Source organism: Variovorax defluvii (assembly GCF_039541515.1).
GTDB classification, from domain to species: Bacteria; Pseudomonadota; Gammaproteobacteria; order Burkholderiales; family Burkholderiaceae_C; genus Variovorax; species Variovorax defluvii.
The window spans coordinates 168,977-188,069 of sequence record NZ_BAABGJ010000020.1 but is presented as its reverse complement, the minus strand read 5'-3'; the positions used below and the strand labels follow the sequence as shown (position 1 = coordinate 188,069).

Sequence of the window (19,093 nt, the reverse complement as noted above, 5' to 3'; positions counted from 1 at the left end):
AAGATTCTTTTTGCAAAACAAGCACTTAGCCCACACCTCACAGGTGGGCTATTTGTTTGGCTTTACCGTACTCAGCACCTGCTCGGCATCGCGTTCGATGTCGCGAGCAGCGCCGACGCGACGACGGATCTCGCCCGTCGGGTTGGGGTCAGCGCGTAGCAAGTGCATTGGTACCGCGAAATGACGTTGTAGCGGCCTCCGCTGACTCCACAAAGACGTGACCCGGTTGCCGGCTTCGTCGCCGACTTTCTTGCGGGCTTGGCAGAACTGCTCCTGCACTTGCGAAGGCGGCGTGCTGTCGAGCAGGGTCAGGGTCGTGAAGGCAAGGCCGGGCCTGGTGCTCATCCCCCAACGCGCACGGTCATGGCCCCTATTTCCGGAACAAGAGCCTCCAGAACGTCGCCGGGTGCGACGGGCCCTACCCCCGCCGGCGTGCCGGTCATGATCACGTCCCCCGGGTTGAGCGTATAGATGGCCGAGGCGTACTCAATGAGGCGCTGCACGTCAAAGATCAGGTACTTCGTGTTCGATGCCTGCTTCACTTCCCGGTTGACGCGGATGCTCAGATCCAGCGCGTTCGGGTCGGCGATCTCGTCCTTCGTGACAATCCACGGTCCGAGCACGCAAAAGGTGTCGGGGGACTTGCGAAACGTCGGGAACTCAGGGCCACGCACCGTCATGTCGAGGCCGATCGTGTAGCCGAACACGTAGTCCAGTGCTTCCTTGCGAGGCACGCGTTTGGCCTTACGGCCAATGACGACCGCGAGTTCAACCTCATGGTCCGTGCGGCGGTCAGCGAAAGGAATCTGAATTTCCTCGCTGCAGCCGATCAGTGAACTGTTCGCCTTCAAGAACAGGCCAAACTGGTCCAGTTCGGTGAACGTCTTGCCATGATTGATCTGTGTGTCGGCGTTGGCCTCCGCAATGTGGTCCTTGTAATTGATCGGCGCGCCGATGATCTTGCCCGGGTTAGCGACCGGGGCGCGCAGTTTCACCTCCGACAAGGGGATGCGCGCGCTGGTTCGGGACAACTCCTCGACCTTGGCGCGCACATCGTCGAAATGCTGGATCACCCAGTCGGACTGTGGGTACGGCCAAGCGGGCTTCGGGACAGCCGCGAACGCCTCGGTGACGTCGACGACTTCCTCCTCAACGGCGATTCCGATCCTGTAGTCGTTAAATAGGCAAAGCTTCATGGAACAGGTTCTTCAAGGTGAAGCGGCTTGGTCAGCCGCGGAGTTCGCGCAAGAGCCCGAGCTTCTCGTGCACCGGGCGGTCCGAGTAACTGAAGACAACAGTGTCCTGCTGCGCCGAGACGGTCCACTCGCTCCAGCCTGGTACAGCGACGATGTCATTTGGGCCGATACGCATGGTGGTCCCGGCCACCCGGACTTCAGCCTCGCCTTCGAGGCCGACAAGGACAGTGCTGTCGGTCGAGCGGTAAGGCCTTGTCGCGAAACCTTGGGGGTAGTGCCGCAGCACCGTGCCGATCGTCGGCATCGTCCAGCCCCCCGTCACCGGGTTCACATAGCGCAGGCATACGCCCAAGTGCGGGTCGGGCGGCGCGGATCGCGCCTGCATCTCGATGGCTTCGCGCGAGCGCGCGTAGGGGTAGCTGAACAGCGGCGAGGTGAGTCCGTGAGGAACATAGTCGAGCGGAAGCAGGCCAGAGCCAAAGCGCGCCGCGCTCTCGCCTGCTGCCTGGGATGTGGTCTGCGCCTTCTGCGTGTATTCCTCACGGAAGCCAGCTCGCAGGAAAGAGACGAGTGGAACGTCTAGCCCGTCAAGCCACACAACGGGCTCGCTCCCTTCGTGCCCGTGGTCATGCCAGGTCCAATGCGGCGTGATGATGAAATCGCCGCGCTGCATCGGTGTCTTTTCACCTTCGACTGCGGTGTACGCGCCGGACCCGTGAAGAACAAAGCGCAGTGCCGATTGGGTATGCCGGTGCGCCGGCGCCGTCTCGCCGGGCAGGATCAACTGCAGCCCTCCATAGAGCGTGTCGGTGATCTTTGACTTGCCCGGCAAGCCAGGATTCTCCAGCACCAGGACCCTGCGCTCGGCCTCCTCCGCAGAGATGAGCCCGCCTGAGCGCAGGAGTTGCGGATACACCTCGTCCCAAGCCCACTTGCATGGCTCGGCCGCGGGCACAGGTTGGGCGGGGACAAGGCCTTTCAGTACGCTCCATAGCGGAGCGAGGTTCAACGGCCGAATTTCGTCGTAGTAGCGCTCTCGTGCCGCGTTATCGGCCTGCAACATTCCACTGTCGTTCATCTCGATATCCTCAGTTGAAGTCCCTGGTCACGCTGCCTTCCGCCAAGCCTCGTACCCCGCCACGAAGTGCGGTGACATGGCCCTGAGACGCTCGGTGTCGATCCGCCCTGACCGACTGATGTAGTTCATGGCGAATTCCCAGGCCGGCAACTTCAAGTGCTCCGCAAAGCGGTCGTACCAGGTCGCGCTGCGGGTTGCCGCGGCCGCCAGCTTGTCCACGATGGGACGCCGCTGTGCCTCGAACTCAGCGAGTGCATCCTGGACGTTGCGCGGGTGGCTGGCCAGCGCATGTGCGAGTGCCTGCACATCTTCGAGCGCCAGCCGCGTTCCGGAGCCGATCGAGAAGTGCGCGGTACGGAGCGCATCACCGACCAGCACCCGATTGCCGACGCACCAGCGCTTGTTGCTGATCACTGGGAAGCGGCGCCACAGCGACTTGTTGGTCACCAGCCTGGCGCCGTCGAGTTCCTCGGAAAAGACCTCTTCACAGTAAGCCCTGGACTCGTCTTCCGTCATGCGGTCGAAGCCCACGCGCTCGAAGGTATGGGCATTTACCTCCACCAGAAAGGTGCTCATCGAAGGCGTGTAGCGGTAGTGGTGCGCATTGATGCTGCCCTGTGCGAGCTCCTTGAACGTCTGCGTCAGGTATTCAAAAGGGCGAGTTGCGCCGAACCACGCGAACCGGTTGTTCAAGAGGGTGACCTGCGTGCCGAACTCCGCCTCATGCGTCTTGCGCACCAGGGAATTGACCCCGTCGGCGCCGATCAACAGGTCGGCGCCCTCCAGTTCTGCCAAGTCGCGCACCAAGTGGCTGTTGATGAGGTCCGCCCCTACGGATAGCGCGCGCTGGCGCAAGATCTCGAGCAGGCGCAGCCGCGCGATGGCGGTGAACCCGACCCCATCGATTCGGATACGTTCGCCGTGCACGCGCAGCTCGATATCGCTCCACTTCTCGAGGCCCGCAGTAATAAGAGGCAGCGTTTCCGAATCTTCCGCGCCGAGGAATTCCAGCGCCTTGTCGGAAAACACCACGCCGAAGCCAAAGGTCGTCCGTGAGTCGTTCTGCTCGTAGACCGTCACGTCAGCATCGGGCAGCTCGCACTTGATACGGTAGGCGGCGTACAGGCCCGCCGGACCTCCACCGAGGATGTTGACCTTCATCTTTCTTGTCCCTTGTTCATGGGGTTGTCGGTTTGCCCAGCCTCTCAGGCTGGTGCCTGCAGCAAGGCCCGCACGTGCTCTGGGACTTGCAGGGTGCGCAGTGCGCGTGGGTTGCCGAGCGGATGCTCCGCCCACACGCGCGTCTCTTCCGCCTCCATCAGCAACTCGTCGCCGCGCAAGAAGCGATGCTGGAATGCCATCGATTTGCCACCGACCTTCAGCACGGTGATCTGGTGTGTAACGGTTTCGTGCAGCGCGGGCGCGCTCACGAACTTCATTGAAAGGCCGAGTACGGGCAGGCCGCCCAATGCATCGCCACCCGTCGGCGCGTTTGGATCGATGCCGAGGCTGAGGAACATCTCGTTCAGCCCATCAACCATCCACCGCGCGTAGTGCGGGAAGAAAACAATCCCGCCCGGATCACATTCGCTCCAGTTCAAGCGACGGTCATAGGAGTATTGGCGCATGAGACTGCTTACCTTCCCCGGGCCTCGCCTGCGAGCTTCTCGGCAATCGCCTGGCGCATCTGCTGCCGATCGAGTTTTCCCACGCGCGTGATCGGGAAGGTGGTGACCAACTCGATACGCTCGGGGCACTTGTACTTGGCGAGCCCGTGCGAAATGAGAAATGCCGCAAGCTCCGGCACAGACGGGAGGGCAGCACCGTTTCTTGGGATCAGGTACGCGCATGCCTTTTCGCCGTAGATCGGGTCCGGCATGGCGACAACTTTTCCGTCCGCAATCTGCGGGTGCCGCGCGAGCAACAGCTCGATGTCCTCCGTGCCGAACTTCTCGCCGCCGCGATTGATGTTGTCGCGCATGCGGCCTTCGAAGTGGTAGAGGGTCAGCGGGCCTTCACGGCTGGCGCGGACCATGTCCGCAGTCCGGAAGAACCCGTCGGAAGTCAGGGATGCGGCCGTGACTTCGGGGGCGCCGTAGTAGCCACGCAGCGACGACGGGCCGCGGAAGCACAGCTCCCCGGGTTCGCCGAAAGGGACCTCCGTCTCCGTGCCGGGCTCCAGAACGCGAACCTCGTCGTGCTCCCAGCAAACCGTTCCGATGGAGCCGTGCCGGATGGCTGGCGGGAACTGCGGTGCGCCGGCAAGCACCAGGCCCTCGGTGATGCCGTACATGTTCGTCGCAGGGCGTGCTGTGCCGCGCTCGATCGGCTCCGCGCCAATGAGCGTCAGCGTGAGCTGCAGTGCGGAAAGGTCATGATTTGCTGCGCCCGGATATCCGGCAATCGAGGGTGCATGCGGCCCGATCGTGAAGGCATGCTGAACGCGCTCGCGTTCCAGCAGCGCGAAGAAGCGGGCGACATCCCATTTCGGCATCAGCACGGTCGTGGCGCCATAGAGCACGGAACGCAACACCGAAAACATCATCCCGGCGTTGTGCAGCATGGGGAGCGCCCAGATCCCCACGTCACCTTCCTCGCACCCGAAGTGGTCGCACCATGCCTTGGTGTGCGCGAGGTACTCGCCGTGGTAGCGGGGAATGACCTTGGGCACGCCCGTAGAGCCACCGGACAGCTGCAGAGCCGCAACATCGCAATAGTTCCACTCCTCCTGCGGCAACTCCGATGGATGATGCGCGATCAGCGATTCGATGCTGCGCCCGGGCGAGCCCGTATCGCCCCCGCCGACCAGCAGGTGCGGCATGTGGTGTGCGTCAGCCATCTCGGCGGCGAAGCCCACCTGGTCGAAGTTGGGCGAAACGTCGGCCTGCACGAAGAAGGCGCTGGGTTGCGTCGCCTGGGCCAACGCGGAGATCTCCACGGAGCGGTACTGCGGGATCGTGCATACCGGCAGGACGCCTGCCTTGAAGCAGCCGAAGAGCGCCAGCGCCGTTTCGATGCCGGTTCCCATCTGGAAGATCGCCCGATCTCCAGGCCGCAGCCCCAGCACCCGCAGTCCTGCGGCCAATCGCGAGCTCTTCTCGTCCACTTCGGCAAAGCTGATGCGGCGGTCTTCGCAGACGTAGGCGGCTCTCTGCGGATTCTCGCGGGCGACCTGCTGCAGCGCGTTCCCGATCGTCGTCGGCCGCCACGCGCCTTCCCGAAGGTATCGATCGGCCTGCGCCGCAGGCGTGTAGACGACCCCGGGGAGAGGCAGTCGGGGGCGGGTTTCGATTCCGCTCATTTCATGATTCCTGGCAGCCAGGTGGCCAAGGGTGGGAAGAAGAACATGGCGGCGAGCAGCAGCATGCTCATCGCCACGTAGGGCACGACAGCCCGGAAGATGTGGGCCATGCTCACGGTCGACGGAGCGACGCCCTTCATGGTCATCAGAAGCAGGCCGTGCGGGGGCAGCAGCAGGCCCATCTGCATGCACATGAGGAACATGATTCCGAACCAGATCGGGTCGACCCCGAGCTTCTGGACGATCGGCATGAAGATGGGAATCGTGATGAGCATCATGCTCACCTGGTCGACGAAGATGCCCAGGAAGATCAGGATCAGCATCATCCCGGCGATGATCGCCATCGGTCCAAGTCCGGTGCCGGTGATCGCCTCGACGATGCCATTGGACGCACCGGAGAAGGTGAGAATCTGCGCGAAGGTGGTCGCGCCCATGATGATCAACAGGATCATCCCCGAGATTCCGATCGTTCCGCGCAGTGACTTCATCAACGCTTCCACCGACAGCGCGCGGTAAGCGAGGGCGATGACCAGCGTCGCGACCACGCCCAGGGCCGCGCTCTCGGTCGGCGTGCACCAACCCGCCACCATGGCACCGACGACCACTGCGAAGATCGAGAGCAGCGGCAGCACGTACTTGAAGAACGGGTTGAATCTTTCCCACCCGTGGAAGTGCTTGAAATCAGTGGCCGGTGCCAAGGAAGGATTCATTGCAGAGCGCAGCACGATCCAGGCGACGAAGCCGATCGAAAGCAGAATGCCGGGGACGATCCCGCCGATCAGCAGCCCTGAGATCGAGATGTTGGCGAGGCTGCCCAGGAGCACGGAAAGCGCGCTCGGAGGGATCAGCATGTCCACGGCACCGATCGCCATGATGGGGCCGGTGGCCATGGTCGGGTGGTATCCCCGCTGCAACATGACGGGCACCATGAGGGAGCCCAACATGGCTGTGGTGGCGATCGTCGATCCGGAGATCGCGGAAAACACGGTTCCGGCAACGACTGCGACGACCGCCAGGCGGCCCGGCACTCCCGTGATCAGCCGCTCGACGCCTTCGATCACCTTCACGGCCAAGCCGGTGTGGAAAAGGATCTCGCCCATGAGAATGAACAGAGGGATTGGCGTGAGCGAGAAGCTGGTCACCGCAACGATGCTGTTTCGCACCAGCTGGCCCAATCCAGCCTCACCCCCCAGATAGATCCAGGCACCGACCAGGTTGGTCACCAGGAAGGCGAACGCCACCGGCAAGCCGACAAAGAGCAGGAGTGTGGACCCGCCAAGGAGCAGCCACGCAGGAAGGATCCAGGCACTCATGCTGCAGACACCGCGTCGGAACGCGGCTCCTTGGGACCATGCGCCAGGCGCCGCATGCGAAATGCAAACTCAATGGCGAGCAGCGCAAACACGACTGGAAGCGGCGCCATCGCCCACCATTCCGGGATGACGATGCTCTTGATCTGGATTGCACCGCTTGCATAACTCTTGAAGGCCATGACAACGCCCACCCATGCCAGCACGACACAACCTGCAAGGGCCACAATGTCCGAGATCCACTCACAACCGTAGGCAAGCCTGGGCGGAATTGCGCGCAGCACGATGTCGACACGAATGTGCTGGCCTGCCCGCAGCAACCAAGGGGCGCCCAGTAACGTGCAGAAGTACAAGGCGTACTCGGAGATGTCGTTGGAGGCGGCAAATCCGCGAGGCAGGCCGGGGATCTCCACGTTCCGCATCATCACATCGAGCGTGATAGAGCTCACCATGACGAGCAGCAGCAGGCAGGCCAGCAACATCATGAGCTCGTACAGGCGCCCGAGGGCCGCCTCCACAGCTTCCGTGATGTGGCCTCCAGTTGCCGCGGCAAAGGCTTGTTGGTGCGCCATGCTGGTCACGGCTTCTTGGACAGCAATGCGCGCAGCTTCGGTCCATGCACCGGGCTGGTCTTGATAAGGTCGGCCCAGCCCGCTTCGTACACTGCATCGAGGTACTTTGCGGTGTCCGTTGCGCTGAAGGTCAGCGGCTGGATGCCCGAAGCATTCTGCTTCTTCTTCTCGTCCTCACCCTCTTTGCGCCAGTAGGCCGTGTTGGCCTCCACCTCCATGGCCATCTTCTGGATGAAATCACGCTGTTGCGGCGTCATGGCCCTCCACTTGTCCAGGTTCATGATCAGCGACACGTCAGCGTCATAGAAGCCGGGATCGATGCGGTACTTCGTATGACTCGCGAGGTTGAGATCGAAGATGCCGCCGATCGACCAGCCGTACCCGTCGATCACACTACGTTCCAGCGCGGTGTAGATCTCGCCCGGCGGGATGTTGATCACGTTGCCGTTCAGCGTCTGCACCGCCGGCCGAATCGCTGGAGATACGCGGATCTTCTTGCCGGTGAGATCCAGCTTGTCGACCTTCTTCGTCAAGAAGATGTGGAATGGGTAACCCTCGACCATTCGGGCGAGATACTGCATGTTCCCCTTCTCGTTCCAGACCGCGTTGATGTACTCGACGGCGCCGTTCTTGCGCTGCTCGGCAACCGGGATCTGCGCCATCTTGAGCATGTCCGCCTCGGGAAACACATTCGTGTAGAAAGCGCCAGGGCTAAGGGCCATGTCGACAACGCCGCTCTTCACCGCATTGCCGATTTCGAAGGTCGGGACTGCCCGCGGGCCGCCGATGAAGTTGATCTTGACAAGGCCCTTGCCCTGCGCGTTCACCCGCTCGCTCCACTTCACCACTTCCTGCGAAAAGGCCGTGTTCTCAGGGAATGCCGTTACGAGCCGAATTTGAGCTTCCTGTGCCGCGGCCGAGATGGCCAGGAAGCCCCAGGCGGCGCTTGCGGCCAGGCGCTTGAAGGTGTTGGTCATGATGTCTCCGTTGTGATTTGTAGAACCAGGAACGTGGGTCAGGCCGCCAGCGCGACCGGAGCAATCTCGATCTTGCGAGGCCGACTCAACTCAGACAGCAAGCGCTGCGCATGGACCTTTGCGTCCGCGGCAGCCGCAGATTTCACGGACTCGTAGCCGCGAATGGTCTGGGGCAGCCGCAGCAGCTCGGCGACCTCTGCGGCATTGCGCCGGTCGAGCAGCCGCAGGCCTTCGACCAGCACTCCCTCGTACCAGGCGAGAAGGGCTCGCTCCTCCCGTCGTGACGGCAGTGCACCGAATGGATCCAGCGCCGTCCCACGGAGGACCTTCAGCGCGGCGAGGGCTTTCAGCACGGGATGCATCCATCTGCCGACGCGCACCTTTCCCTTCAGGCCCAGCGTGCGTGCGAGAGGCGGCTGCAGGTTGTATTTCAGGCGGACGTTCCCGGAGAACATGTCGGCCACGCGTTGCTCGAAGCCTGACTTGGTGAGCAGGCGGGCCACCTCGTACTCGTCCTTGTACGCCATCATCTTGTGCAGGCTGTCGGCAACGGCCGCGGTCACCTCATAGGCGTGCCGCTCTCCGCGCGCGGCTGCCTCGGCGTTGACTGCGGACGTCACCCGCTCCAGATAACGGACCGCATACGCAATGTTCTGGTAGTCCGCCAGATCCACAGCACGCAGCAGGACACGGTCACGAAGCTGCGCGGAGAGCTTTGCCAATTGCGGCTCGAAGGCGACCAGTTCGCCCAACCTGCCCTCGCTGCGGAGGGCACGCAGCCGCTCCGTACGGTCCGCGAGCGGTTGCAGCCAGAGCGTGCCCAATGCCTGGATCTGCGCCGGCGCGTGCACCCACAGCCGTCCCGCACGGAAGGCCGTGGTGTTCGCGTCCACCTGGGTGCCGTTCAGCGCAATGGCGGCCTCGATCCACTCCGCGCGGATCGGCAGCCAGCCCGCCTGGTAGGCAGCACCGATGGCCACCATGTTGGTCATCATGTAGTCGCCGAACAGCGCCTCGGCGATGCGCTGGGCATCCAGCGTCAAGGAGCCGTCGACCCGGACAGCGGCAGCGACGGTATCGCACAACTCCTGCGTCGGAAGCGTCTTGCGGGAGTCCCGGATGACCTCTCCGTTCGGGAACACGCCGGCGTTGATGACGGACCGCGTGCGTTCGGCATCGCAGCACTTCAGGTTGCTGACGTCCACCGCGGCCAGGAGATCGAGCGCCAGGTACAGATCCGCTTTGCCGATACCGACCTTGTTCGTGTGCGGCGGCCGATCCGCGGGCGCAAGAATGAGGCTGGAGAGCACGGCGCCCCACTTCTGGGACGCTCCGGTCTGGTCATAGGTCTTCACCTGCAGCCCCTGCATGGCGGCCGCCTGTGCAAGGATGGCGCTGGCCGTCAGGACGCCGGATCCGCCGAGACCCGGGATGTACACGTGGTACGGCGCCTCCAAGGCTTTTGGTTCGATCTCCGGAATTCCTGTTGGGTCGATGGAGGGCAGACCCGGCCTGCGAAGTCCCTTGCCGGGCTCTACTTCGACCGTGACGAAAGAAGGGCATTCCCCCTGGATGCAGGCCTGATCCTGGTTGCACGTGGACTGGTGGATCTGCGTCTTGGCACCGAACTCCGTCGGCACCTTCTGCAGCGACATGCAATTCGCCTTGGCGCCGCAGTCGCCGCAGTTCTCGCACACCTCTTCATTCACAAACGTGAACACTGCGGGCGCGGGCAGCAGCGCCCGCTTCTGGCGTCGCCGCCGTTCGTTCGCACAGGCCCCGTCGTAGATCAGGATGGTGACGCCCTGAGTTTCCGAGAGTTCCTTCATGGATTGTTCGAGCTCGTCGGGTGAACGACGCACCAGGCCGGCGGGAAGCTGCACCTTTGCGTACTGACCAGGCTCCTTCGAGATCAGGACCACGCGGGACGCGCCGTCCTGCAACAGGCGGCTGGACAGATCCGCTATCGCGCTTGCGCCCACCGCTTCCTGCCCGCCGGTGTTCGCGAGAACACCGTTGATCAGGAGCTTGAACGTCATGTTCGCTCCCGTGGTGATCGCAAAGCGGATGTTCTGGTAGCTGGAATGGAACAAGGCGCCGTCGCCGACGTTTTGAACGATGTGAGGGCGGCTCGTATACGGGGCGAGTCCCAGCCAAGGCACCCCTTCGCCACCCAGGGGCGTCGTGGCTTCGACGCGCTTCTGCGGCTTGTCCATGAGTGCCGCGAACAGGTGGCAACCTGGCGCGCCCCATGCCATCTGGCCTGGCGCGAGCAGCGTGGAAATGTTGTGGGGGCAGCCCGAGCAATAGTTCGGTGCACGCCCGGGCAAGGCGGGGCTGCGCTGCACGGTCTTCTGCTGCAGGTATCGAACGCGCTCGCGGCCCCGCTCCGGCAAGGTGATGCTGCGCGCCAACACCCGCCCCAGGCGTTCGGCCACCATGTCGCTGGTCATGCCTCCTTCGATGGGGAAGAGGCGGGTTCCGTCCGCGTCTTGTTTTCCGAGCAGTGCGCGGACGCTGGTTCCGACGATCCCTGCAGCGACCTGCCTTTCGAGAAAGTCCCGCTTCTCTTCGACCACGACCACCGTTTCGAGACCGTCGGCGAACTCGCGAAAGAACTCGCTGTCGGAAGGGCAATGCAGTCCGACCTTGGCCAGCCGGATGCCGCTCGCTTCGAGCGCTCGCGCGTCGAGTCCGAGATCCTCGAGGGCCTGCATGGTGTCCGCCCAACTCTTGCCCGCGCTGAGAATTCCGATCCGGTCGCCCGGTGACGATCGCACGATCCGGTTGAGCCCGTTCGCCCGCGAGTAGGCCAGCACAGCGGCATGGCGCTCGTCATAAAGGCGCCGTTCCGTCTCCACATTGGTGACCGGGAAGAAGCGGTGATTGGCGAGCTTGGCGAAAGGCTTGCCTGCGATCTGCAGATCCGGCGTTCGAGTCGTGATCCCTGCAGGGTGCAATTGCACCACCTCGCCCCCGTCACATAGCGTGCCAACGAGCTTCAGGGCCACCCAGCAGCCGGAGTACCGCGACAGCGCCGCAGCATGCAGGCCGTAGTCAAGAAACTCCTGCACGCAGGATGGATACAGCACCGGCATGCCGTGGTGCTCGAAGGAAAAATCCTGCTGGTAAGGCACCGTGGAGCTCTTTGCCTCGTGGTCCTCACCGCTCAGAATGACGGCGGCCCCATGACGGCTCGTACCCGCGAAGTTCGCATGCTTGAGAACGTCTCCGGAACGATCCAGCCCTGGGCCCTTTCCGTACCAGTAGCCCACCACCCCGTCTATGTCCGGGTGTGGGTGCTCGTCCAGCATCTGCGTGCCGCTCAGCATGGAGACGGCAAACTCTTCGTTCTGCGCAGGCTGATGCGTGATTCCATGCGCATCGAGGGTTCGCCGCGCCTGGCGCAATGCGATGTCGATACTTCCTAAAGGGGAGCCGGGATAACCAGTGACGAAGGCCTTGGTGCGCAGGCCGGCTGCAGCGTCGGAGCGCATCTGCTCCACCATCATGCGGATCAGCGCGTGATTCCCGTTCAGGAATGCGACCGGCGTATCCGTTTCGAAGCGAGCATCGAGGCTGCGCGTCACGGATTCACTCCGAAGGTGAAGTCCGCATACGAATCGGCGTTGCCGCCCGGAATCCCCAGGATCTGCATGTGTTGTCTCCGGCTGCCGGGTGGCTGATGCCCGTGCTCTTGCTGTCAAGGATCCGTAGGATTGACCGGCACGGAGATTTAGGCAATAAACACCGCCTTAATTTCATTATTTGCTCTGTAAATGTCCACGCGCTTCGACCTGAACCTTCTGCGTGTGCTGGTTGCCCTTCATCGATGGCGCAGCGTTTCCAAGGCATCGGCGGACTTGGGGCTCAGCCAACCGGCAACGAGCCTTGCCCTTGGCCGGCTCCGCAAGAGCCTCGGAGACCCTCTGTTCGTGCGATCCCCTTCGGGAATGCTGCCGACGCCCAGGTGCACGGAGGTCGTTGAATGCGCGGTCGCGGCGCTTTCGGGCATCGACGAGACAGTTCTTCACCGAAAGACGTTCGATCCAGCCACTTCCAGGCGCGACTTCGTCGTCACCATGGCGGACGTCGGTGAACTGCACTTCGCGCCGCCGCTGATGGCCTACCTCGAGCGCGAGGCACCTCTTTGCAACCTGCGATGCGAGACGTTCCCGAGGCAGGACATCGAAGCTGCACTCGAGGAAGGTCGCTGCGACCTGGCCCTCGGCTTCTTCCCGAATCTGCACCGGCCGGCGCTCTATGCGCAAACGCTTTTCATGCACACACTCGTTTGCCTGGTACGTGCCAACCATCCGGAAGTCAAGTCGTCGCGCATCGGCATGAAAAAATTTCTGCAGCTGTCGCACGCCGTGGTGACGCCGCTGGGCCGCAGCGGCGAGTTGTTTGAAACCAAGCTCAAGGAAATGGGGCTCCAGCGGCGGGTTCAGCTCGCGTCCGTTCATTTCCTCACGGTGCCCGCGATCATTGCGACAACAGACATGATCGTGACGGTACCTCGGTCGATTGCGGACTACTACACGCGCCTGGAGAACCTCCGCATCGTTGAACCACCCATCAAGATCAAGCCGTACGCGGTCAAGCAGTTCTGGCATCCCAGGTTCAATGCGGATCCCGCCATCCGGTGGCTGCGTGAATCTGTTGTTCGTCTTTTCGGAACACCGACCGACACTGCCCTACCCTCGAAGCGGACCCCGTGATCGCCGCGGGCTGCTGTCGGCGTCCCCCGCAGCGGGACATACGCGTGGGCAGATCCAGAAGAACATGCCCCCCTCACACCGAGGTAGCAGAGTCATGCAGAGCGTCGTGATACTCGGAGCCGGACACGCCGGCTTCCAATGCGCAGCCGCCTTGCGACAGCAGGGTTTCGCGGGCCGCGTGTCCCTTGTTTCCGAGGAACGCGGGTTGCCCTATCAGCGTCCGCCTCTCTCAAAGGCCTACCTGCTCGGCAAGGTATGCGCCGCCGATCTCGTCTTTCGGGCAGAGGCCTTCTTCAGCGAGCACCGCGTCACTCTGGTCTCGGGTGTGGCAGAGCGGATCGACCGTGGTACACGGCAGGTCAAAATCGGTAACGGAGAGCCCCTGCCCTACGATCACCTGGTCATTGCGACCGGCTCGCGACCCCGGTCGTTGCCGGTCCCAGGCGCGCAGCTTGCCGGTGTGCTGCCCCTGCAAACACTGGGTGATGCCGATCGGCTCCTCGCGGCGCTTGCGGGCTGCAGGAGTATCGCCGTGATTGGCGCGGGCTTCATCGGCCTCGAATTTGCTGCTTCAGCGCGGCTGCTCGGCCACGAGGTCACAGTCGTGGATATCGCCGATCGTCCGATGGCCCGAGTGTTGTCTCCGGAGTGCGCCCTTGCATTTGGCGACGCGCATCGCGCGCTTGGCACGAAGCTGCTGTTGCAGACCGGCGTGGAACGGCTCGAGGGAGAAGGTGGAAAAGTCGCCGCGGTCGTCACGACGAGTGGCGAGCGAATTCCGGCCGACATCGTGCTGGTCGGTATTGGTGCGACTCCTCGGGTCGAGCTCGCGAAAGAAGCAGGCCTTGCGGTCGACAATGGAATTGTCGTGGACGCCATGTTGCGCACCGCGGATCCGCAAGTGTCCGCCATCGGCGACGTCGCATCATTCCCGAGGCGCGATGGTGGCCCGCGGGTTCGACTCGAATCGGTCCAGAACGCAACCGATCAGGCGCGCGCGGTGGCGGCTCGCCTCGCGGGACATGCCGCGGTCCCGTACGAAGCAGTGCCGTGGTTCTGGAGCGATCAAGGGAACCTGAAGCTTCAGATCGCCGGGCTGCGCGGCGACGCTGACGAACGTGTGCTGACCGGCGATGTAGCCGCCGGACATTTCTCCGTTCTCTGTATTTCGGACGGCGTGCTGTGCGCGGTCGAATCAGTAAATCGGCCGGCGGACCACATGCTTGCGCGCAGGCTTCTCGCCAAGCACACTCGCGTGCTGCCGGCTCAGGCACGCGAGCCCGGATTCACGCTCAAGATGCTTTGAGCCTCGGCATCGGGAGCCTTTAGTCGATCAATGTTGAAGCCTCGTAGAAGGACTGCGCAATTCAAGGGGAAGAACACCGCAGATCTCCGCGCTCGAAGAGCAGCTGCCGAATGTCCTTCTTGACGATCTTCCCGTAGCCCGACTTCGGCAGCGTGTCCCAGAAGAACACATGGCGTGGCCACCGGTAGCGCGCACAACGGCTTTCGAGATGCGCCAGGAGCGCGTCGCCATCGAACTGCGCGCCTTCACGCCGGACCACCACCGCAACACCGACTTCGCCCCATTTCGGGTCCGGCACGCCCAGGACCGCTACTTCTGCCACGCCGGGATGCGTGAGCAACACCTCCTCCACTTCACGCGGATAGACGTTCGAACCTCCCGAGATGTACATGTCGGACTCGCGGCCGGTGATGTACAGCAAGCCGCGCCCGTCCAGCTTCCCCAGGTCGCCGGTGTGGAACCATCCGCCGCGAAGCGCCTTCGCCGTAGCATCGGGATTGTCGTGATAACCGGAGAACACCGCGGGTCCACGCACGCAGATCTCCCCCACTTCACCCATCGCCACCGGCCTGAGCTCGGCGTCGAGAATGGCCACTTCCATCCCGGTGCGAGGCCGGCCGCACGAGCCGATGTTCGCGTTCGGATCGTCATCGTCGGCCGAATGCATTTCGGGGGTCAGCACGGTGATGTTGCCAGTGACCTCGCCCAGCCCGAAATACTGCACCAGCACCTTGCCCAGCTTCTGCACGGCGAGCTTCTGATCCGCGCGGTACATCGGCGCTCCCGCGTAGATCACGTACCGCAGGCTGGAGTGGTCATATCGGTCTACCGCGGGATGCTCCACGAGCATCTTGACGATGGTCGGCACCGTGAACACGTTGGTCACGCGATGCCTCTGCACCGCTTGCCAGAACATCTCCGGGTCCAGCTTCTCGCCGGGCAACAGCACGGCCGCTGCCCCACGAGCGACGTTCAGCAAGGCGTGAATGCCCGCGCCATGCGACAGCGGCGCCACCACGATGGAGCAATCACGCTCGCTCGTTCCGGGGATGAGATCGGCAAGGTGATTCGTCACCACGAAGGCCATCTGGCCATGCGTGAGCACGCCGGCCTTCGGGCGGCCAGTCGTACCGGAGGTGTAGAAGAACCAGAGCGGATCGTCGTACGCGACCGTTTCGTGTGCGCCTTCCGCCCCCAGGTGGTTGCGAACGAGCTCTTCGTAGCCGTGCTCGCCGGTCCGCGGCTCGCCGATGGTGATGACATGCTGCAGCGCTGTAGCTTCTGCGCGCACCGCGTCGACGTGGCCGGCGAACACGTCCTCCGCGATCATCGCCGTCGCGCCGCTGGAGGCACCCAGGTAGGCGACCTCGGGCGGCGTGAGGCGGAAGTTCGTCGGCACCCAGACGCAACCGAGGCGGAACGCCACCCAGCAGCTCTCGAACAACTGCAAATTGTTGCGCGACTGGACCAGGATGCGATCACCCTTGCAAAGGCCAAGTGCGCGCAGAGCGTCCGCCATCGCGGCCACGCGCTGCTCGACTTCGGCCCAGGTCCAGGTCCGTTCCCCCCGGATCAATGCGGGACGGTCGGGGAACAGGCGGGCGGTCTGCGTGAGCAACTGCCCGAGATTCATCACCTGTGCAGCGTTCACGCAGACTCCAGGATGCTCAGGTAGCTGGCGACAGCGGAGCCGCCCATGTTGAACACGGCGCCCACGCTCGCATTGGGCACCTGCATGCCTCCCGCCGTACCCGACAGCTGCATCGCCGCCATGACGTGCTGCGAGACGCCAGTGGCGCCGATGGGATGCCCCTTGGACTTGAGCCCGCCCGAGGGGTTGACCGGCAGCTTGCCGTCCTTGCGCGTGACGCCATCCAGGATGACGCGTGCACCCTGCCCGTGAGGCGCGAGGCCCATCGCCTCGTACTCCAGCATTTCCGCGATCGTGAAGCAGTCGTGCGTCTCGACAAACGACAGCTCTGCCAGGCCAGCTTGCGCGGAAGCAAGTCCCTTTTGCCAAGCCAGCGCTGCGCCTTCGAAGCGCGTCGGGTCCCGCCGCGACATTGGCAGGAAGTCGTTGACGTGCGTGCGCGAGCGCCAGCGAACGGGCGCGACCTTGGCACCGCGCAACGGCTCGTTCGACAGCACCAGGGCAGCGGCGCCATCGGAGACGAGTGAGCAATCCGAGCGCTTGAGAGGACCCGACACAAACGGATTTTTCTCCGATGGGGTGCGACAGAAGTCGAATCCGAAGTCGCGCCGCATGTGCGCGTAAGGGTTGTGCATGCCGTTGCTGTGGTTCTTGGCCGAGATCGCCGCCAGCGCATCGGACTGATCTCCAAAGCGCTCGAAGTACTTGCTGGCGATGCCCCCAAAGATCCCTGCGAAGCCTGCGGGATCCGTGCCTTCTTCCTTCACGTAGGAGCACTTGATCAACGTCGCCGCCACCTGCGGCGTGCTGAGCTCGTTCATTTTCTCCATGCCAATCACCAGCGTGCGCTTCATGCGCCCCGCTGCCATCGCGTCGAGTGCAGCCCAAATCGCCGCGGAGCCGGTGGCGCAGGCGTTCTCGGCCCGCACTGCCGGCGTGTGGCGGAACTCGGGCATGGCCACCGCTGGAAGGGACGCCGTGAAGTCCTGGCCGACGAAGCCAGCGTTGAAGTGCCCAACGAAGATGCCGTCGATGTCCTTGGGCTCCAGGCCCGCGCTGTCGAGGGCGGGCTGCACCGCGTCACGGATCATCTGCTCCAAGTCCAGCTTGTCGAGTTTGCCGAAAGGCGTGTGGCCCCAGCCGACGATGTATGCGTTGCTCATGGTGGTCCTCTGTGTGAGAAAGAGTGGGGAATCAAGTGGCTTACAGCAGCTTGCGATCGACGAGCCAATCTCGGATCAGCGCAGTGGCCTCTTTCAGCCGCTCGGGCTGCCCGGCGTAGTAGTGAGTAGCGCCCTTGACAATGCGGAAGGTCTTGTCAGCAGATGCGGCGGCTTCAAACAGCATGGTCGGATGCGTCTGCGGCACCGCGTCGTCCGCACTGTTCTCGATCACCAGCAGGGGCGCCTGCATGCGCCTCGCGTTCTCCAGGCCGTTGCCGCAGGAGTCGTCGAGCGACCATTGCGAAAGCCACGAGCGCAAGGTGGTGAAACGCGCCAGACCGACAGGCCCGGTGTTCACCGTCTCGGGATTGCCCATGTAGCACCAGCGCGGCTTGCGGTCGTTCGGGTCGAGCGAAGGATCGAGAAACCGCGGATCGGCCAAGGTGCGGTGGACGATGAACGGCCGCTCCATCTCGCCGGTGTTGCGTTCCTTCAATTCCTGCAGCTTGCCCTTTGCCCAGGACGTGATGCGCCGCATCCGGGCAAGCTGCGCCGCGCGGTAGCGGACCACGTACGCCTGCGAGTACGGCGGCTGGTTGGGGTTGCGGGGGTCATAGATGTCGAGTTCGACATCGCGATCGTCCGGATTCGCTTCGTCACGAACCGAGGGATCGATCGCCTCCGCCAGCAGATGCGCGCGCGACAAGTGCGCGGCCTGGTAGATGATGGCGTCCGCCGGGATGAGGCCAGCATCCTTCACATTGACAGGATCGCCAGCGGGCGTGTGCGTCACGCTGGGGTTCTCGGCTTCCGCCTGGTAGCTCACGGCGAGCGCGCCGCCGCCGCTCCACCCAACGAGGACCACGTACTTGTAGCCCCACACTTCCTTCGCGTGGCGGATGTAGGCGCCCAGATCCAGCAGCACCTTTTCCATGATCAGGGCCGCGTCGTTGCGCTGATAACGGCTGCCCGCACACAGCACGTGCGCGCCCGTTGCCGCCATGGCACGAGGCACCGGCAGCAACTGCAGCGTGGATGCCGGGTGCATGAACACCATGAGCGTGTCCGAGGCGTGTCCTTGCGGCCGGAAGCGGATTCCTTCCAGGTTCACAGCCCCCTGGTTGCCGGCGAAACCGTACGTCTCGGTGAAGGTGGCGCGCTCCTCGTACTGGAGGTGCACCCACTCGGTCTGGATGTCGAAGGCTTGAGTCATGGGCTCACTCTAGGGGCGAGCCGGCGACCCTGCAGTCCCCCACGAGGGGACAGACACCGTGCGCACCCGGCCGGACAGTCATGCCACGATGCCGCAAGCCCCGAATCGCTCTGAATTCGTCGCCCGCTACTTTGTCGAGAGTCCGGAGTCGCTACCAAAGGCGGCGGAGATCATCGCTGGCGAGCAGTCCTCCGGCACCTTCCTGGAGCTGCCGGGAGAGACCGACGAGCTGAAGGGGCGCGCGCGAGAGTCCTGCGAATCACGCCCCAGGAAGTCGCGTTCCAACCGTCGCTGAACAGTGCGCTGGTGAACCGGCGCGGCCATGCCGGTCCGTACCACCGCGGCGAAGTCGAGATCGCTTTTCCGGTGGATAACGTCGGCGCCAACCTGCCGACGCTGCTCGCCACCGTGGCGGGCAATTTGTACGAGCTGGGCGAGCTCACGGGTGGCCGCCTGCTTGATGTCGATCTGCCGCCAACGTGGGCAGAGCGTTTCCCAGGCCCGCAGTTCGGCGTGGCCGGCACCCGTGCCCGGACGGGGGTGTACGGTCGACCCGTCATCGGAACCATCATCAAGCCCAGCATCGGCCTGAGTGCGCAGTAAAC

16 protein-coding genes are annotated in these 19,093 nt (G+C 63.6%); 3 read left to right on the top strand and 13 right to left on the bottom strand.

Annotated elements, in window-relative coordinates; translation table 11 throughout:
- Window positions 1–48 precede the first annotated feature (48 nt).
- From ABEA07_RS12055 to ABEA07_RS12010, 10 genes are read right to left on the bottom strand one after another with little or no spacing between them, the layout of a single operon-like run.
- A complete protein-coding gene (locus tag ABEA07_RS12055; RefSeq protein ID WP_345538070.1) occupies window positions 49–345 on the bottom strand; it encodes a hypothetical protein in 297 nt (98 codons plus the stop codon).
- On the bottom strand, window positions 342–1,196 hold the full coding sequence (locus ABEA07_RS12050; RefSeq protein ID WP_345538069.1) for a fumarylacetoacetate hydrolase family protein: 855 nt from the start codon (window positions 1,194–1,196) through the stop codon (window positions 342–344). The genes ABEA07_RS12055 and ABEA07_RS12050 overlap by 4 nt, the downstream gene beginning before the upstream one ends.
- A gap of 31 nt (window positions 1,197–1,227) precedes the next feature.
- The gene (gene gtdA, locus ABEA07_RS12045; RefSeq protein ID WP_345538068.1) at window positions 1,228–2,274 is read right to left on the bottom strand and encodes a gentisate 1,2-dioxygenase; all 1,047 of its coding nucleotides are present in this window, start codon (window positions 2,272–2,274) and stop codon (window positions 1,228–1,230) included.
- 27 nt (window positions 2,275–2,301) lie between these two features.
- A complete protein-coding gene (locus tag ABEA07_RS12040) occupies window positions 2,302–3,435 on the bottom strand; it encodes an FAD-dependent monooxygenase (RefSeq protein ID WP_345538067.1) in 1,134 nt (377 codons plus the stop codon).
- Window positions 3,436–3,479: 44 nt separating this feature from the next.
- On the bottom strand, window positions 3,480–3,902 hold the full coding sequence (locus tag ABEA07_RS12035) for an acyl-CoA thioesterase (RefSeq protein WP_345538066.1): 423 nt from the start codon (window positions 3,900–3,902) through the stop codon (window positions 3,480–3,482).
- Window positions 3,903–3,910: 8 nt separating this feature from the next.
- Window positions 3,911–5,575 (bottom strand): AMP-binding protein, encoded by a 1,665-nt coding sequence (locus ABEA07_RS12030; RefSeq protein ID WP_345538064.1) that lies wholly within the window; start codon window positions 5,573–5,575, stop codon window positions 3,911–3,913.
- Complete coding sequence (locus ABEA07_RS12025; RefSeq protein WP_345538063.1) at window positions 5,572–6,888, bottom strand: TRAP transporter large permease; 1,317 nt, start codon at window positions 6,886–6,888, stop codon at window positions 5,572–5,574. Before ABEA07_RS12025 ends, ABEA07_RS12030 begins: the two co-directional genes overlap by 4 nt.
- Window positions 6,885–7,457, bottom strand: coding sequence for a TRAP transporter small permease (locus ABEA07_RS12020; RefSeq protein WP_345538061.1), 573 nt, complete (start codon window positions 7,455–7,457; stop codon window positions 6,885–6,887). Before ABEA07_RS12020 ends, ABEA07_RS12025 begins: the two co-directional genes overlap by 4 nt.
- A gap of 5 nt (window positions 7,458–7,462) precedes the next feature.
- On the bottom strand, window positions 7,463–8,434 hold the full coding sequence (gene dctP, locus ABEA07_RS12015; RefSeq protein WP_345538060.1) for a TRAP transporter substrate-binding protein DctP: 972 nt from the start codon (window positions 8,432–8,434) through the stop codon (window positions 7,463–7,465).
- Window positions 8,435–8,472: 38 nt separating this feature from the next.
- Window positions 8,473–12,024: an indolepyruvate ferredoxin oxidoreductase family protein gene (locus tag ABEA07_RS12010; protein ID WP_345538059.1), complete on the bottom strand. Its 3,552-nt coding sequence runs from the start codon at window positions 12,022–12,024 to the stop codon at window positions 8,473–8,475.
- A gap of 189 nt (window positions 12,025–12,213) precedes the next feature.
- On the opposite strand from ABEA07_RS12010, the gene ABEA07_RS12005 reads away from it, so the two are divergent.
- Window positions 12,214–13,155 carry a LysR family transcriptional regulator gene (locus tag ABEA07_RS12005; RefSeq protein WP_345538058.1) on the top strand — a complete coding sequence of 314 codons (942 nt, stop codon included), beginning with the start codon at window positions 12,214–12,216 and terminating at the stop codon, window positions 13,153–13,155.
- Between the two features lie 94 nt (window positions 13,156–13,249).
- Window positions 13,250–14,461: an NAD(P)/FAD-dependent oxidoreductase gene (locus ABEA07_RS12000; protein WP_345538056.1), complete on the top strand. Its 1,212-nt coding sequence runs from the start codon at window positions 13,250–13,252 to the stop codon at window positions 14,459–14,461.
- Window positions 14,462–14,522: 61 nt separating this feature from the next.
- Here the strand turns inward: ABEA07_RS12000 and ABEA07_RS11995 are convergent, their stop codons facing one another.
- Genes ABEA07_RS11995 through ABEA07_RS11985 form a run of 3 tightly spaced genes read right to left on the bottom strand, consistent with a single transcriptional unit; the run spans window position 14,523 to window position 18,488 of the window.
- On the bottom strand, window positions 14,523–16,094 hold the full coding sequence (locus tag ABEA07_RS11995) for an acyl-CoA synthetase (protein WP_345538146.1): 1,572 nt from the start codon (window positions 16,092–16,094) through the stop codon (window positions 14,523–14,525).
- Window positions 16,095–16,108: 14 nt separating this feature from the next.
- Complete coding sequence (locus ABEA07_RS11990) at window positions 16,109–17,275, bottom strand: acetyl-CoA acetyltransferase (protein WP_345538055.1); 1,167 nt, start codon at window positions 17,273–17,275, stop codon at window positions 16,109–16,111.
- A gap of 40 nt (window positions 17,276–17,315) precedes the next feature.
- Entirely contained in the window at window positions 17,316–18,488 is a 1,173-nt protein-coding gene (locus ABEA07_RS11985) for an alpha/beta hydrolase family protein (RefSeq protein WP_345538053.1), read from the bottom strand.
- Between the two features lie 306 nt (window positions 18,489–18,794).
- On the opposite strand from ABEA07_RS11985, the gene ABEA07_RS11980 reads away from it, so the two are divergent.
- Complete coding sequence (locus ABEA07_RS11980; RefSeq protein WP_345538052.1) at window positions 18,795–19,091, top strand: hypothetical protein; 297 nt, start codon at window positions 18,795–18,797, stop codon at window positions 19,089–19,091.
- Window positions 19,092–19,093 lie beyond the last annotated feature (2 nt).

Coding starts and splice junctions, on each gene's coding strand:
- ABEA07_RS12055 (WP_345538070.1), bottom strand. CDS start 345: ATGAGCACCAGGCCCGGCCTTGCCTTCACGACCCTGACCCTGCTCGAC.
- ABEA07_RS12050 (WP_345538069.1), bottom strand. CDS start 1,196: ATGAAGCTTTGCCTATTTAACGACTACAGGATCGGAATCGCCGTTGAG.
- gtdA (WP_345538068.1), bottom strand. CDS start 2,274: ATGAACGACAGTGGAATGTTGCAGGCCGATAACGCGGCACGAGAGCGC.
- ABEA07_RS12040 (WP_345538067.1), bottom strand. CDS start 3,435: ATGAAGGTCAACATCCTCGGTGGAGGTCCGGCGGGCCTGTACGCCGCC.
- ABEA07_RS12035 (WP_345538066.1), bottom strand. CDS start 3,902: ATGCGCCAATACTCCTATGACCGTCGCTTGAACTGGAGCGAATGTGAT.
- ABEA07_RS12030 (WP_345538064.1), bottom strand. CDS start 5,575: ATGAGCGGAATCGAAACCCGCCCCCGACTGCCTCTCCCCGGGGTCGTC.
- ABEA07_RS12025 (WP_345538063.1), bottom strand. CDS start 6,888: ATGAGTGCCTGGATCCTTCCTGCGTGGCTGCTCCTTGGCGGGTCCACA.
- ABEA07_RS12020 (WP_345538061.1), bottom strand. CDS start 7,457: ATGGCGCACCAACAAGCCTTTGCCGCGGCAACTGGAGGCCACATCACG.
- dctP (WP_345538060.1), bottom strand. CDS start 8,434: ATGACCAACACCTTCAAGCGCCTGGCCGCAAGCGCCGCCTGGGGCTTC.
- ABEA07_RS12005 (WP_345538058.1), top strand. CDS start 12,214: ATGTCCACGCGCTTCGACCTGAACCTTCTGCGTGTGCTGGTTGCCCTT.
- ABEA07_RS12000 (WP_345538056.1), top strand. CDS start 13,250: ATGCAGAGCGTCGTGATACTCGGAGCCGGACACGCCGGCTTCCAATGC.
- ABEA07_RS11995 (WP_345538146.1), bottom strand. CDS start 16,094: ATGAATCTCGGGCAGTTGCTCACGCAGACCGCCCGCCTGTTCCCCGAC.
- ABEA07_RS11990 (WP_345538055.1), bottom strand. CDS start 17,275: ATGAGCAACGCATACATCGTCGGCTGGGGCCACACGCCTTTCGGCAAA.
- ABEA07_RS11985 (WP_345538053.1), bottom strand. CDS start 18,488: ATGACTCAAGCCTTCGACATCCAGACCGAGTGGGTGCACCTCCAGTAC.